Genomic DNA, 15211 nt, shown 5'->3' with positions numbered 1-15211 from the left:
GACTTCGCGGATCAGCCCAGGGGGGCGACCCGGACTTCCGGGTCGGATCGGCTGCATGGTTTTTCGGGGCGTTTGTAGTCATGGGGGGTGGCTGGTGAGCACTATTCGGTTCGTGCGCAGGGGGAGACGCGAGGTACCACGTATTCCGGGCGGCGAAGTGAGCCTGCAACCGCCGCCCGAGATTCCGCGCCTCGTTCCGGGAAACCTGCTCACCAAACTTCTTCCCCTGGTCATGGTCGTCGCGATGGTGGGGATGATGGCCCTGATGTTCACGTCGGGCATGGCGCGCAATCCGATGTCGATGCTGTTTCCCGTCATGATGATGGTATCGATGCTCGGCATGCTGGCGGGCGGTGGACGCGGCGGCCCGAAAGCCGCCGAGGCCAACGAGGACCGCAAGGACTACCTGCGTTACCTGGACCAACTGCGCCGCGACGTCACCGAGACCGGCGAGCAGCAGCGCAAGGCGCTCGACTGGAGTCACCCCGAGCCCGGCCTGTTGTGGACCCTCGCGGGCACCGCGCGCATGTGGGAGCGCCGGATCACCGATCCCGACTACTGCCATGTGCGCGTCGGCCGGGGAAGTCAGCGCCTCGCGACCCGCCTCATCGCACCGGAAACGGGCCCCGTGGAGGATCTGGAACCGGTTGCCGCGGTGTCGCTTCGACGCTTCGTCCGTGCGCATTCCGTCGTTCAGGATCTGCCCACCGCGGTGTCGCTGCGCGGCTTCGCCGCGATCTCGGTGGAGGGGAACCGCGGCACGGCACGGTCGTTGGTGCGGTCGATGCTGATGCAGTTGTGCGCGTTCCACGGTCCGGACAATCTGCTGGTCGCGGTCGTGTGCGGGCCCGACACCCAGCACGAGTGGGACTGGGCCAAGTGGTTGCCGCACGCGCAACACCCGGAGTCGTCCGACGGCGTCGGTTCCTCCCGCATGATCTACGGATCCGTCCTCGAACTCGAATCGGCGCTCGGTCCGCAGCTGTCGATGCGAAACCGGTTCTCACGCAACGCCCCCGCGGTCCCCGGTGTGCCGCAGTTCGTCATCGTCGTCGACGGTGGGATCCTCGAGGGTGAGTCGGGGATGATCACGGACGGCGGGGTGGATTCGCTCACCGTTCTCGACATCAGTGGCTTCTGCCCCCGGCTGACCACTACGCGCGGACTCCAGTTGGTGGCGCAGGAGGGAGCGCTCGGCGCCCGCAGCGGAACCGGTGTGGAGATGTTCGCGACAGCCGACCTCGTCAGCGCTCATCAGGCGGAGACGCTGGCCCGGCGCCTCGCGCCGTACCGGACGGCATCGCAGACGGCGGTGGATGCCGGCGACGACGACCAGCCGGTGCAGTCGTGGAGCCAGATGCTGGGGATCGGTGACGTCGGCCGGCTCAACCCGGATCACGCGTGGCTGCCCCGCCACGGGCGTGACCGGCTGCGGGTGCCGATCGGTGTCGGCGTGGACGGTCATCCGGTGGAGATCGACCTCAAGGAGTCCGCCGAGAACGGCATGGGCCCGCACGGTCTGTGCATCGGAGCGACCGGGTCGGGCAAGTCGGAATTCCTGCGGACGCTGGTACTCGGTCTGATCGCGACGCATTCGCCGGACGCGCTCAACCTCGTCCTCGTCGACTTCAAGGGTGGCGCCACGTTCCTCGGCCTCGACGAGGCACCGCACGTCGCGGCGGTGATCACCAACCTGGCCGAGGAACTGGCCATGGTCGACCGGATGCGGGACGCGCTCGCGGGCGAGATGAACCGCCGCCAGGAACTCCTGCGCTCCTCCGGGAACTTCGCGAATGTCACCGAATACGAGAAGGCGCGCCAGGCGGGCGCGGACCTCGACCCGTTGCCCGCGTTGTTCATCGTCGTCGACGAGTTCTCCGAACTGCTCAGTCAGCAGCCCGAGTTCGCGGATCTCTTCGTCGCCATCGGCCGACTCGGCCGGTCGCTGCACATTCACCTGCTGCTGGCGAGTCAGAGGCTCGAAGAGGGCAAACTGCGTGGGCTCGACAGCCATCTGTCCTACCGGATCGGTCTCAAGACGTTCTCGGCCAACGAATCGCGCACCGTGCTCGGCGTTCCGGACGCCTACCACCTGCCGGCGACGCCGGGCGCCGCATACCTCAAATGCGATTCCGCGGAGATCGTCCGCTTCCAGGCCTCGTACGTGTCCGGCACCTACGAGGGCGGCCGCATCGACACCGTGCAACGGCCGGGCGTGACCGCGGTCGAGCTGCGTCCCAAGATCTTCACGGCCGCACCCGTCGCGGTCGATCCCGTCGACGTCCTCGACGAACCACGGTCACTCCACGTGACCGAGGAGACGACGGAGACCCGGACCACCATCGACGTCGTGGTGGAGCGGATCACGGGCCGCGGACCGAGCGCCCACGAGGTGTGGCTCCCGCCGCTCGACGCCGCGCCGACCCTCGACCAGATGCTGCCGAGGTCGGTACTCACCGAACCGGTTCCCGCACTGAGCTCGCTGCGGGCGCCGATCGGGATCATCGACCGTCCCTACGACCAGCGACGCGACCTTCTCGTCGTAGACCTGTCGGGGTCCACCGGCAACATGTCGGTGGTCGGTGGTCCGCAGTCCGGCAAGTCGACTGCGATCCGAACGCTCATCACGTCACTGGCCGCCACACATTCCGCGGAGCAGGTGCAGTTCTACTGCCTCGACTTCGGTGGCGGCACGCTCGCCGGACTCTCGGGACTGCCGCACGTCGGCTCGGTCGCCAACCGGCTCGACGTCGACCGGGTGCGTCGCACCATCGCCGAGATGAACACCCTCGTGCGTCAGCGCGAGGAGCGCTTCCGTGAGCTCGGGGTCGAGTCGATGGCCGAGTTCCGGCGACTGCGCGCGAGCGACCCCGGCAGCGGTGGCGCGGCGGCCGGGGTCGCGCAGGATCCGTTCGGAGACGTCTTCCTGGTCATCGACGGCTTCGGCAGCATCCGCCAGGATTTCGAGGCTCTCGAGCAGCAGATCACCAACCTTGCATCCCAGGGGCTGTCGTACGGCGTGCACGTCGTGCTCACCGCCTCGCGCTGGGGCGAGGTTCGGCCCGCGCTCAAGGATCAGCTCGGCACACGGATCGAGCTGCGCCTCGGTGACCCCTCGGATTCGGACCTCGGGCGCAAGACTGCGGCACTCGTTCCCGAAGGCCGGCCCGGACGCGGCATGACCCGCGACAGCCTGCACCTGCTCATCGGCTTGCCGAGGTTCGACGGCAATTCGGATCCGACCGACCTGGCATCAGGTGTGGCGCAGGCGGTATCGGCCGTCGCTGCCGCAACGAACGGCCGGCCCGCTCCGGCAGTGCGAATGCTGCCTGCCCGGATCGACCGTGAGGACCTGCTGCATGCCGCCGGATCGTGGCCGTCGTATCTCGATCCCGCGCAGGCATCTCTGCAGATTCCTATCGGTCTCGACGAAGCCGAACTCGCACCGACGTTCCTGAACTTCGCCGAACAGCCGCACTTCCTGGTGTTCGGCGACACCGAATGTGGGAAGACGACGCTCCTCCGGAACATCTGCGAAGGCATCATGGCGTCGAACACGGGCAAACAGGCGAAGATCATTCTCGGCGACTACCGGCGCACGATGCTCGGTGTCGTCGAAACGGAGCACCTGGCGTCGTACGCGCCATCCGCGGACGTGCTCACGAGGAACATGAAGGACCTCGCGATCCTGTTGCAGGGGCGCATGCCGGGCCCCGACTTCAACCGTCAGCAGCAGCGCGACCGGTCCTGGTGGACGGGGCCCGAAGTCTTCGTCGTCATCGACGATTACGATCTCGTCGTGACCTCGAGCGGCAACCCCGTCGCTGCGATCGTCGAATTCCTTCCCCACGCCCGCGACATCGGGTTCCATCTGATCATCGCGCGACGATCCGGCGGTGCGGCACGGGCCATGTACGAGCCGGTCATCGCACGCCTGCGTGATCTGCAATCGACGGGCCTCGTGATGAGTGGCAACCGGGAAGAGGGCAACCTCATCGGGACGGTGCGGCCGAGCGCGATGCCTCCCGGTCGCGGAACGCTGGTCAACCGTGCGGGTACCGGCCTGATCCAGCTCGCGTGGATGCCTCCGCTGTGACGTCGTCGGTCGCGATTCATCTCACCGAATCCGGCATGTGGTCCTGCGCGCGGGGTGTGACGACGGCGATTCGCGAGCTGACGCCGCTCTGCTTCGTCGACGACGAGTACGTCGATGTCGACGGCGGTGTTCTCGCGGTGTCCGACGCCCTGACGGCGGTGTTGCGGTCCGGGATCGACGCCGCCGGGGAGTCGGCGCCGATCGCGACGGCGGTGCTGTCCCATCCCTCGGAATGGGGTTCGGCACGGCGGAGTGTGCTCTCGGATGCGGGTTCTCGCGTTGCCACCGGCACGGTGCTGGTTCCCGTGGCCGTGGCGGCGGCCGAGAGCATCGCTGCGCCCGCCGGACGATGGCTGGTGGTGGAGAGCCGGACCGTGGGCGCCACCGCCTGTTACGTGGTCGGTGAGGTCGGCGGATACCGGGTGGCCGACTGCGATCACGATTCGTCGGTCTGCGCCGACGAGGGAATCGACGGATGGGTAGCGGCGGTCGCGGAACTCGTCGCCCGGGCTCGTGGTGACCGTCGCGTCGACGGAATTCTGCTGACGGGCATCGACGATTCGCGGGAGGTCTCGTCGCTGCGGGACGCGGTGGCCGCATCCGTCGAACCGGCCGTCGACATCCGGGTCGTTACCGGCGAAGATATCGCGCGCGGCCTCGCGTCGCGCCTGCCCGAGGCGGTGGGCGAGCCGCCGGTGATGGCGGTGCCGCAGTCGAACTGGCTCGAGCCGGCGCTGCAGCGATCCGAACAGGACGACCGGCGGCACGTGCGGCCGACCCTCTTCGCGGTGGCGGCGGTGCTGGCCGTCGTGGTCGGAGCGGTTCTCGTCTTCACTCTCCGGGGGCCGGATTCCGGCACCGAATCCGTCCGTGCCCTCGATGCCAGTGCGGTACCGGCGGCGCCGGCCACGCCGACGACGACGTACGGGCCACCCCGGGCGACCACGACCACGGCGACGGCCGTGGCTGGGACGGACCTCGAAGTCGGCGGCCTCCGGGTGACACTGCCCGGAGGCTGGACACAGCGGGTGACCGGCGCGTCGGCTCCGTCCGGAGCCCGCGTGGAACTGGTGCCTTCCGGCGGAGCCGACAGGCGAATCATCATCACGCAGAACGCAGTTCGAGACGGTGCCGGCTACGACGAGGTGGCGGCGACGCTCGCGGCGAAGATTGCGCAACGCGGCCGCCCGGGACTGTTCGGGGAACTCGAGCGCGACGTCGTGTTCGGCGGCAGGCCGGGGATCTCGTACAGCGAGTTTCCCGACGAAAGCTCCGCCGTGCGGTGGCATGTCCTCGTCGAGCGAGACCTCCAGGTGAGCGTCGGCTGCCAGTTCCTGACCGAGGAGTGGGAGTCGATCGAGAGCGCGTGCGAAGAGCTCGTGCGGTCGCTGGTGATCGTTCGGTGACGCCACCCGCGGCGCCGGAAAATCTTCCACGGAGGTGGAACCGATTGGGCAGTTGATGCGTCCAATCTTGTGTAGGGGTGAATCGGGCAGTCCAGTGGGGGCCGCCGCACCGAGAAACAGAAGGAGTCACGATGGCGGGAGTGGTAACCGATGTCGGCCAGATGGAGGTCGCGGCCAATCATGTGCAGACGGTGAACAGCCAGCTGCAGGGCACGATCAACAGTCTCAAGGGCCGTTGCGAGGAATCGTCGTCGGCGTGGCAGGGTGGGGCGCAGACGGCCTTCATGGAGCTGATGGCTCGCTATGGAGATGCGTCTCGTCGGATGCAGGACTCGCTCGACGAGATCGCGGTGAAGATCCGCGAGAACGGTAAGGGTTACGACGCCGCCGAGCAGGCCAACCAGGATGCAATCCATTCGGCCGGCGCCTCGGGATCGCTCGACATCTAGCGCCGGCGCCGAGAACACTCACGAAGCTCGAGGGGAGCACCGAATGTCTTCATTGAAGTATGGATTTGCCGAGTTGCAGGCGCTGGCGAGCGACATCAAGTCGAACGAAGCGAAGCTGCGCGAAACGCACGACGAGCTTCAGGGCTACGTCAACGGACTCGTGGCGCAGTGGGAGAGCGGGGCGCGGGACAACTACCAAGCCGTGCAGGCGAAGTGGGACCGTGCTCACGAGGATCTGCTTCAGGTTCTGCAGACGATCGCGAAGGTCGTCCAGGACGGTGCCGTCGACATGCAGACTGCGGAGGATCGGAACGCCACGGCGTGGCTCTGATCATCGCGTGACACACCGAGTGCCCCGGCAATCCACGGTTGCCGGGGCGCTGGGTTCACTCAGGGTGCGGCGAGTGGATCAGTCGACGGGGGAATCAGTCGGCGGTCGGAATCAGCCGGCTGAGGACGACGCTGCTCTTGGTCTGCAGCACCGCGGGCTCGGACCGCAGATTCTCCAGTGTTCGTTCGAGGTGTGCTGTGTCGGTGGTGCGGACGCGGAGCAGGGCGTTGGCGTCGCCGGTAACGGTGTACGCCTCCTGCACCTCGGTGTGGCGGGACACGATCCGCGCGATCTCGACGGCCGAGGTGCGTCCACTGCAGTACAACTCGACGAACACCTCGACGCCCTGGCCGAGGGCCCGGGGATCGAGCGCCGCATGAAAGCCGGTGATCACCCCGGACTCGACCAACCGATCGACCCGTCGCTTCACGGCGGGCGCGGACAGCCCGACCTCCGCGCCGATGGTGGCGAAGCTGGACCGCGCGTTCCGCTCCAGTCGCGCAACGATCCTTCGATCGAGGACGTCCATACGCAACGAATCATCCATGTGATGGAACGCTAGCGCATTGATCAGGGATTTTGCCGGGTGGATACTGATCTCACCGACACCGATCGAGGGGGAGTGGAGATGGCGCCCACTGCTGGTATCGAGTCCGAGAACCCGTACGAGGCCACGGCGGTTGCGTCCGGCGATGTCGCTCGCGCGGCCCGCCATGCTCGCCCGCGCACCTATCTGATGTGCCCGCCCACCTATTTCGACGTCCTCTATGCCATCAACGACTGGATGCGACCCGGTGAACCCGTGGATCGCGACCGCGCGATGTCGCAGTGGTCCGCGCTCGCGGACACCTACCGTCGACTCGGTCACGAGGTCCTCACGATCGACCCCGTCGCGGGGCTCCCGGACATGGTGTTCGTGACCGACAGCGGGCTCGTCGTCGACGGCGTCGCTCTCGGTGCCCGGTACCGGTCCGCCGAGCGCCGGGCCGAGGCCGAGCACGTGTTCCGGTGGTTCCGGGACAACGGGCTGACCAGGCCCACCCTGCCGCGCTACGTCAACGAAGGGGAGGGCGACTTCCTCGTCGTCGGCGATGTGATTCTCGCCGGAACCGGGTTCCGGTCCGACCCACGGTCGCACGCCGAGGCGGCGGCACATCTGGGCCGGCCGGTGATCACCCTGAACCTGGTGAATCCCCGCTACTACCATCTCAACACCGCGCTGGGTGTGCTCGACGACTCGTCGATCGCCTACCTGCCCGCGGCGTTCTCGCCCGACAGTCGCGCCGTCCTCGCGCGGATGTTCCCGGATGCGGTGATCGCGGCGGAGACCGACACCGATTGGCTCGGACTCAACCTGGTGAGCGACGGTGTCAATGTGGTGCTGCCTGTGCAGGCGTCGCATCTCGCGGACCAGTTGTCCGGTCGCGGGTACGAGCCCGTGCCGGTCGACTATTCGGAGTTCCTCAAATCCGGTGGCGGAATCAAGTGCAGCACTTTGGAACTCCGCGGGTTCCGCGCACGCGGTGACACGGGAAGTCCCGGTAGTGCGGGAAGTCAGGGGTGATCGGTCATGTCGGACAGCGCCGTTTCGGTGTCGGATGCCACGCGTGAGCAGCTGAGCAGGGCGGACGCGCACAGCGCTCACAATTACTCGCCGCTGCCGGTTGTGATCGAGTCGGGCGCCGGCGCGTGGGTGACGGGTATCGACGGCGTCGACTACCTGGACGTTCTCGCGGGTTACTCGGCACTCAACTTCGGTCACGCGCATCCCGCCCTCGTCCGGGTCGCGCAAGAGCAGCTGGGCCGGCTCACCCTGACGAGCCGCGCCTTCCAGCACGACCGCTTCGCGTCCTTCTGCGAGGATTTGAGCAGGCTGTGCCGCAAAGATGCGGTGCTGCCGATGAACACGGGTGCCGAGGCCGTCGAGACCGCGCTGAAACTGGCCCGCAAGTGGGGATACGACGTCAAGGGTGTGCCGCCGGGGCGTGCCGAGGTGATCACGTGCGCCGGGAACTTCCACGGCCGCACCATCTCGATCGTCGGGTTCTCGTCCGATCCGGACGCGTACACCGGATTCGGCCCGTACCCGGCAGGGTTCGCGTCCGTCGAATACGGGAACGCGGACGCGTTCGAGGCCGCGATCACCGAGAACACAGTGGCCGTGCTCCTCGAGCCGATCCAGGGGGAGGCCGGTGTACGGGTGCCCCCGTCCGGCTATCTCGCGGCGGTCCGGGACATCTGTACCCGTCGCGGAATCCTCATGATCGCCGACGAGATCCAGAGCGGACTCGGGCGGACCGGCGACACGTTCGCGTGCGACCACGAGAACGTGACACCCGACGTGTACGTCCTGGGCAAGGCGCTGGGCGGCGGGCTGATGCCGGTGTCCGCCGTCGTCGCCGACTGGTCCGTGATGACGGTGATCGGTCCCGGGCAGCACGGCAGCACGTTCGGGGGAAATCCGCTCGCGTGCGCCGTCGGAAGCGCGGTGGTGGCTCTGCTCGAGACCGGCGAATATCAGCAACGCAGCCGAGAGCTCGGCGCTTACCTGCACAGCATGCTGTCTCAGCTGCCCGCCGACCGCGTGTCGGAGGTGCGTGGACGCGGATTGTGGGCAGGGGTGCAGCTGGCCGACGGTATGCCGTCCGCCCGCACGATCTGTGAAAGACTCCTGGCCCGCCGGGTACTTGCGAAGGACGCGCACGAGGGGACCATCCGCATCGCTCCGCCGCTGGTGATCGAGCGCGACGAGCTGACGTGGGCGGTCGAACAGCTCGCCGACGCGCTCGCCGAGTGAATTTTGACCCTGGGGCGCCCCGACCGGTAGTGTTCTCGGTTGGCGTGCCGTGCGCCGCTGTGTCCTCGTGTCGCAGTGGCTGGCGGTTCTCGGGTCTCAACTGGCCGCCGGGAATCGCTCGAACGATACGCAATGGCCAGCAGCGGATTGAACAAGACGAGGAAGTTCTGTGTCTACGTACACCCCGAAGGCCGGAGATGTGACCCGCACGTGGCACGTCATCGACGCCACTGACGTGGTGCTCGGCCGCCTTGCCGTCCAGGCGGCCAACTTGCTACGCGGCAAGCACAAGCCCACCTTTGCACCGCACGTTGACGGCGGCGACTTCGTCGTCATCATCAACGCCGAGAAGGTTGCCATCAGCGGCAACAAGCGTGAGGGCAAGTTCCTGTACCACCACTCCGGACACCCCGGTGGTCTGAAGTCCCGCTCCGTCGGTGAGGTTCTCGACAAGAACCCCGACCGCCTCGTGGAGAAGGCCATCGTCGGCATGCTCCCCAAGAACAAGCTGGGTCGCGCCATCAGCAGCAAGCTGAAGGTCTACGCGGGCCCGAACCACCCCCACGCCGCGCAGCAGCCGGTGCCATTCGAGATCAAGCAGGTGGCCCAGTGACGGCGCCGGAGGAGCAGAACGTGTCCAACCCCGAAGAGATCACCGAGGCTGTCGAGGTCGCGGCGGACGAGTACGTGTCCGTCGAAGAGCCCGAGGTCGCGGAGGACATCGAGGCCGCTGCTGCGCCGCAGGCCCCGATCGTCATCGATCGCCCCATCCAGACCGTCGGTCGTCGTAAGGAAGCGGTTGTCCGCGTCCGCCTGACCCCGGGTTCGGGTGACTTCAAGCTCAACGGCCGCACCATCGAGGACTACTTCCCGAACAAGGTGCACCAGCAGCTGATCAAGGCTCCGCTGGTCACGGTCGAGCGCGCAGAGTCCTTCGACATCGTGGCACTGCTGCACGGTGGCGGACCGTCCGGACAGGCCGGCGCTCTGCGTCTCGCCATCGCCCGCGCACTCATCGAGGTCACCCCCGAGGACCGTCCCGCTCTCAAGAGCGCCGGCTTCCTCACCCGTGACGCCCGCGCCGTCGAGCGCAAGAAGTACGGCCTGAAGAAGGCCCGCAAGGCATCTCAGTACTCGAAGCGCTGATGTGTCGCCGAAGCCGCCCTCCGGGTCGGCTTCGGCACCTGTTCTTCCCGAGAGCAGGCGTCCATCGTTACCGGACGCCTGCTCTCGTGCTTTATCCGAGATGTAGTGGGTTTCCTAGGTGCGAGGGGTCTGGTCTATGGGTCGATTGTTCGGGACGGATGGGGTTCGTGGTCTCGCGAATACCGAGCTGACCGCCGAGTTGGCGTTGCAGGTGGCCTCCGCCGCCGCGACGGTGCTGGCGTCGCCGGGTTCGGGCGGACGTAAGACGGCTGTGGTCGGCCGTGACCCGAGGGCCAGCGGTGAAATGCTCGAGGCAGCGGTCGTCGCGGGACTGACGTCTGCCGGCGTCGACGTTCTGAACGTCGGGGTGCTGCCGACACCCGCGGTGGCATTCCTGACCGCGGAGCTGGACGCAGCTCTCGGTGTCATGATCTCCGCCTCGCACAATCCGATGCCCGACAACGGCATCAAGATCTTCGCGGCCGGTGGACACAAACTCGACGACGAGGTGGAAGACCGGATCGAGGCGGTCGCCGCCGGAACCACGACGCGGCGGGCGCCGACCGGGGCGGGCATCGGACGTGTCCGCGCGGTGCCGGACGCCACGGAACGGTACCTGCAGCACCTGGCCACCGCGCTCCCGAACAGCCTCGACGGGCTGACCGTGGTGGTGGACTGCGCGCACGGGGCGGCCTCGACCGTCGCTCCCGCCGCCTACCGGGCCGCCGGCGCCACCGTCGTCGCGATCAACGCCGAGCCCGACGGGCTCAACATCAACGAGAACTGCGGATCGACGCACCTCGAGAGCCTGCAGAAGGCGGTCGTCGAGCACAGCGCAGATCTGGGGCTCGCGCACGACGGCGACGCGGATCGATGCCTGGCCGTCGATGCCGGCGGATCTCTCGTCGACGGCGACGCCATCATGACGGTGCTCGCGCTCGGCATGCGCGACGCTGGCGAACTGGTCGACAACACTCTGGTCGCGACCGTCATGAGCAACCTCGGCCTGCACATCGCGATGCGCGAGGCCGGTATCTCGCTCGTCACCACGGCTGTCGGTGATCGCTACGTCCTCGAAGGGCTCCGCTCCGGCGGTTTCAGCCTGGGCGGCGAGCAGTCCGGCCACGTCGTGTTGCCCGCCTTCGGCACCACCGGCGACGGGGTGCTGACCGGACTGCGGCTGATGGGCCGAATGGCGGAGACCGGCCGGCCGATCGCCGAACTGGCAGCGGCGATGACGACGCTTCCGCAGATCCTCGTCAACGTGAAGGTCGGCGACAAGCGCGCCGTCGCCGCGTCCCCGGTGGTGCTGGACGCCGTCGTCGCGGCGGAACGCAGTCTGGGCGAGAAGGGGCGGGTGCTCCTGCGACCGTCGGGCACCGAACAACTCGTGCGCGTCATGGTCGAAGCCTCGGATCTCGACGTGGCTCGCAAGCTCGCCGACGAATTGGCACGCATCGTCGCCTCGGTCTGAACGGCGAGGCACCGCGCACCGATCGGCCGAGGGAACCGATCGGTGCGCTGTCGCGTCTAGAGCGTGTCTGCTTAATGTTCGGGAACTGGTGATGGGTGATGCTGGAAGAGTGTTGCGTGCCGATGAGATTTCCGATGACCTGTGGGCTGTGGTCGAGCCCGTCCTCCCTGCTCTGGCGGGCCGGCGTGGGCGGCCGTGGAATGACCATCGGTTGACGCTGGAAGGGATCGCCTGGAGGTTCCGAACCGGGTCACCGTGGCGCGACCTGCCCGACTACTTCGGCCCGTGGCAGTCGATCTGGGAGCGTCATCGCCGCTGGTCGGACGACGGCACCTACGTGCGGATGTTCGCCGCGGTGCGGGCGGCGGCCCCCGAACGAGAGGATCAGCTCGAACGTCTGCTGTCGATCGATTCGACCGTTGTCCGCGCCCACCAGCATTCGGCCGGCGCCCTGACCGGTGCCCACACAGGGGGCTCGGTCGAATGACAAGAATCTGGCCAACGAACCCGCCGACCACGCACTCGGCCGCTCCCGCGGTGGTCTGAGTACCAAGATCCACGCCCTCACCGACACGTTCTGCTGCCCGTTGACGTTGCTGCTCTCGCCGGGTCAGGCGGGCGACAACCCGTACCTGGCGCCGCTGCTCGACGCGCACCGCGCCCATGACACTGACAGGTTCCGTCTGCTGGCCGACAAGGCGTACTCGCATCCGAGCACCCGAAAGCAACTGCGGGAACGCAGAATCTCGCACACCATCCCCGAACGCAGCGACCAGATCCGACGCCGCAAGGCCAAGGGACCGGACGGAGGTCGACCGCCGGCATTCGACAAGGACCTCTACCGCGAACGCAACACCGTCGAGCGTGGGTTCGGGCGCCTCAAGCAGTGGCGTGGCATCGCCACGCGCTACGACAAGTACGCCACCACCTTCCTCGGTGGCGTACTCCTCGGTGCGATTGTTATTCATCACCGTGTCCGCAAATAGCAGACACGCTCTAATGGGGTAGGTCGCGAAGAGAGGGTGGGGCAATGAGCGATGCAGTCGAGGTGGACGTCGCCGTGGTGACGGATGCGGGCGCGAGGATGCTGCGGTCGGCGGAGGTCCTGCGACAGCAGGCCACCGAGGCCGCTCGGCTGGAATTCGGCGGGGCGCAGGCCGGCCGCGACTACGCCGCGAAGGGAGACGCGCTTCGTGACGCGCTCGGCGTCGCCGGGGTGTGCTTCGAACAGTGGGCCGCCGATACGGAGTCGTTCGGTCACGCGTTCCAGGCCGCCGCCGCACGCTATACGGGAACAGACGCGGACGTCGCCGCCTCGTTGACCGGGGTGCAGTGGTGACCACGGACCCGAGAGCGCTGATCGACGATCCGAATCTCACCCGTGAGTACAAGGAGCAGCTGCTCCAGGCCTGGGCCGCCTCCCGCGAGGAAGACGCACACTCGTGGCAGCCCTACTTCGACGAATACGGTCTCGACAGGCGTGATCGCACTCCGTCCGCCGACCAGCGGTACGCCACGCTGCTCCAGGACGGCAGCGACGCGCAGACCGCGAACGCGTCCCGGATCGCGCTGGGGGAGCATCTGCGCCCCGACTCCCTCAACACTCCCGACGACATGCTCGACCTGGGCGCGCGGGGACTCGAATTCTTCGAACTGTTTCTTCCCGCCGCGAGAAAGCTGGGATACGAGACCCGCGAACTCGCCGACTACTACGCCAGATTCGACGCCGAACGGGGCATGCAACTGAAGGCCCTCGGCCGCGACGTCGACACTCTCGGTCGCGGTGTCGACGCCGCCCGAACCGAGCTCGACGAGCAGGAGAAGTGCGCGGTCGCGGTGCGCGGCGGATGGCGTGGAATCGCCGCCGCCGCAGCCGTCGATGCAGCGGATCGGCAGAATGCTCACGCAGCTGCCACCGTCGATCGGATCCACGGACTCGCGGAGGTGATGTTCGAGGCGAACCTGACGCTGAGCGCGGCGGTCACGAACAAGGCGTACAAGGTGGTGTCGCTGCACCAGTCGACCGTCGGTGGATACAGTGCGGCGCAGATCGACGTTCTCGCCCACATCTATGCAGACGGCAAGGACGGCGACGACTCCGTCGCGAAGGACGCCATGGAAGATGCGTCCTACTGGTTCCCCGAACTCGCCGATGACGACTACCGGCACGTCAACGGTCTGTACAAGGACGGGGGCGGCGGCGCGCTCCGCCTGCTCGACCGCGACGACGTGGTGCGTCGCGCCGCCGGGATCACCAAGGACTGGTTCGACGCGAACTTCCGGCACGTGTACGAGGAGAAGCAGCAGGAATTCGCGGCCGCGTGCACGGACTGCACGGAGGCCGTGAACACCGCCTACGACACCGTGATCGCCGAGGCGCGGTCGGTCGAGGTGCAACCGGGCTTTCGCCCGCAGGACACGCCGGATCCGGCGCCCGCCCCGACCATGCCCGAGGTACCGAACACCGAGACCGCCACCGTCGCCGCGTCGGCACCCGATCCCGGCACTGTTCCGTCCAGCGCGCCACCGCTCGCGGCGGCGCCGGTCGCAACGCCTCCAGGTGCCGAGAATGCGGCCACCGGGCCGATGGCCGCGGCACCCCAGCCGGCGACCGCCCCTCCACCGAAGATCGCAGCCTCGCCGGCGACCGCGTCTCCGCTCGCGACCGCACCGGCTGCGGTGACGCCGCCCACTGCTCCGGTGCCGGCGGCCCCGGCCGCGGCACTCCCGGTCCCGGCCCCCACACCGGCACCCCTCGCAGTCCCGGGCGGTCTCCCGGGACTCGGTTCCGTGCCGGCCCCGGACGATCTCGTCCGGCAGACGCTCGCGGGCGGCCTGGCAGATCTCGGCGGGATCATTCGCCCGTTGATCGAGGACACCCTGTCGGCGCTCACTCACCGGGACGAGGAACGACACGACGAGGACCTCGGCGACCTTGTCGAAAATCCCGGTGAGCACCTCGGCGAACCGGCACACGACGGGACACCCGCCGACAGCGTCGAAGTGAACCTGGACGGGAAGGCCTGGACGCTCGCCGTCGACGTGGACGGTCAGGGACTTCACCTCGAGATGAGCGACGGTGCGGGCGGGACGGCGAGGTTCGCTGTCGAGATCGGTCCGGACGGCCTGCCGCGAATCGTCGGCGAAACGCCGGTCGTCGGAGAAGACTCCGTCGGCGCCGCGCCCGCGGAGCCGACTCCCGAATCACCCGACACCGCGGAGGGGAACGCGCCGGACGGGCCACCCGGACAGGACGGTCCGGTGGCCGATCGTGGCGTGGGAGACGCGGTGCCGGGGCGGGAGGAAACGCCGCCGCCGGTGCCGGGCGACGAAACACCGGCAGGCCCGCAACCGCTACCGCTTGCCGCTGCGCAGCAGGAGGCGGCTCCCGAACCGGCCGCCGAACCCCGGCCGCTGCGGGAGTCGCGGCCGGCACCCGAACTCGCACCAACGCCCGGCGACGGATTCGACAGCGGTGCGGAGCTGGCCGAGGCCGGTCCGCTGTGACCGAT

12 protein-coding genes and 1 pseudogene are annotated in these 15211 nt (G+C 68.0%); 12 read left to right on the top strand and 1 reads right to left on the bottom strand.

Annotated elements, in window-relative coordinates:
• Positions 1–94: 94 nt before the first annotated feature.
• From eccCa to ACFTWF_RS09690, 4 genes are all read left to right on the top strand, one after another.
• On the top strand, positions 95–4096 hold the full coding sequence (eccCa, locus tag ACFTWF_RS09705; RefSeq protein WP_378461013.1) for a type VII secretion protein EccCa: 4002 nt from the start codon (positions 95–97) through the stop codon (positions 4094–4096).
• Positions 4093–5502 (top strand): type VII secretion-associated protein, encoded by a 1410-nt coding sequence (locus tag ACFTWF_RS09700; protein WP_378461012.1) that lies wholly within the window; start codon positions 4093–4095, stop codon positions 5500–5502. The genes eccCa and ACFTWF_RS09700 overlap by 4 nt, the downstream gene beginning before the upstream one ends.
• Before the next feature lie 131 nt (positions 5503–5633).
• The gene (locus ACFTWF_RS09695; protein ID WP_185728890.1) at positions 5634–5951 is read left to right on the top strand and encodes a WXG100 family type VII secretion target; all 318 of its coding nucleotides are present in this window, start codon (positions 5634–5636) and stop codon (positions 5949–5951) included.
• Positions 5952–5994: 43 nt separating this feature from the next.
• Positions 5995–6282 (top strand): WXG100 family type VII secretion target, encoded by a 288-nt coding sequence (locus tag ACFTWF_RS09690; RefSeq protein ID WP_378461011.1) that lies wholly within the window; start codon positions 5995–5997, stop codon positions 6280–6282.
• Positions 6283–6376: 94 nt separating this feature from the next.
• On the opposite strand, the gene ACFTWF_RS09685 is transcribed toward ACFTWF_RS09690, so the two are convergent.
• Positions 6377–6829 (bottom strand): Lrp/AsnC family transcriptional regulator, encoded by a 453-nt coding sequence (locus tag ACFTWF_RS09685; protein ID WP_378461010.1) that lies wholly within the window; start codon positions 6827–6829, stop codon positions 6377–6379.
• 81 nt (positions 6830–6910) lie between these two features.
• Here ACFTWF_RS09685 and ddaH point away from each other — a divergent pair, with 81 nt between their 5' ends.
• The 8 genes and pseudogenes from ddaH (at position 6911) to ACFTWF_RS09645 (ending at position 15206) form a co-directional block, all read left to right on the top strand.
• Entirely contained in the window at positions 6911–7846 is a 936-nt protein-coding gene (ddaH, locus tag ACFTWF_RS09680; RefSeq protein ID WP_378461172.1) for a dimethylargininase, read from the top strand.
• Positions 7847–7852: 6 nt separating this feature from the next.
• Positions 7853–9079 carry an ornithine--oxo-acid transaminase gene (gene rocD, locus ACFTWF_RS09675; protein ID WP_378461009.1) on the top strand — a complete coding sequence of 409 codons (1227 nt, stop codon included), beginning with the start codon at positions 7853–7855 and terminating at the stop codon, positions 9077–9079.
• Between the two features lie 169 nt (positions 9080–9248).
• Positions 9249–9692 carry a 50S ribosomal protein L13 gene (rplM, locus tag ACFTWF_RS09670; RefSeq protein WP_005239728.1) on the top strand — a complete coding sequence of 148 codons (444 nt, stop codon included), beginning with the start codon at positions 9249–9251 and terminating at the stop codon, positions 9690–9692.
• A complete protein-coding gene (gene rpsI, locus ACFTWF_RS09665) occupies positions 9689–10225 on the top strand; it encodes a 30S ribosomal protein S9 (protein WP_005239729.1) in 537 nt (178 codons plus the stop codon). The genes rplM and rpsI overlap by 4 nt, the downstream gene beginning before the upstream one ends.
• Before the next feature lie 136 nt (positions 10226–10361).
• Positions 10362–11699 carry a phosphoglucosamine mutase gene (gene glmM / locus ACFTWF_RS09660; protein WP_378461008.1) on the top strand — a complete coding sequence of 446 codons (1338 nt, stop codon included), beginning with the start codon at positions 10362–10364 and terminating at the stop codon, positions 11697–11699.
• Between the two features lie 109 nt (positions 11700–11808).
• Positions 11809–12685, top strand: a pseudogene (locus ACFTWF_RS09655) (IS5 family transposase).
• A 44-nt stretch (positions 12686–12729) separates the two neighbouring features.
• The gene (locus tag ACFTWF_RS09650) at positions 12730–13038 is read left to right on the top strand and encodes a hypothetical protein (protein ID WP_378461007.1); all 309 of its coding nucleotides are present in this window, start codon (positions 12730–12732) and stop codon (positions 13036–13038) included.
• Positions 13035–15206: a hypothetical protein gene (locus tag ACFTWF_RS09645; RefSeq protein WP_378461006.1), complete on the top strand. Its 2172-nt coding sequence runs from the start codon at positions 13035–13037 to the stop codon at positions 15204–15206. The genes ACFTWF_RS09650 and ACFTWF_RS09645 overlap by 4 nt, the downstream gene beginning before the upstream one ends.
• The last annotated feature ends 5 nt before the right edge of the window (positions 15207–15211 follow it).

The sequence above is a fragment of the Rhodococcus sp. NPDC056960 genome (genome assembly GCF_042674125.1).
GTDB lineage: Bacteria > Actinomycetota > Actinomycetes > Mycobacteriales > Mycobacteriaceae > Rhodococcus_F.
Note: the sequence above shows the minus strand (reverse complement) of the source record. Positions and strands in the feature narration are given on the sequence as shown.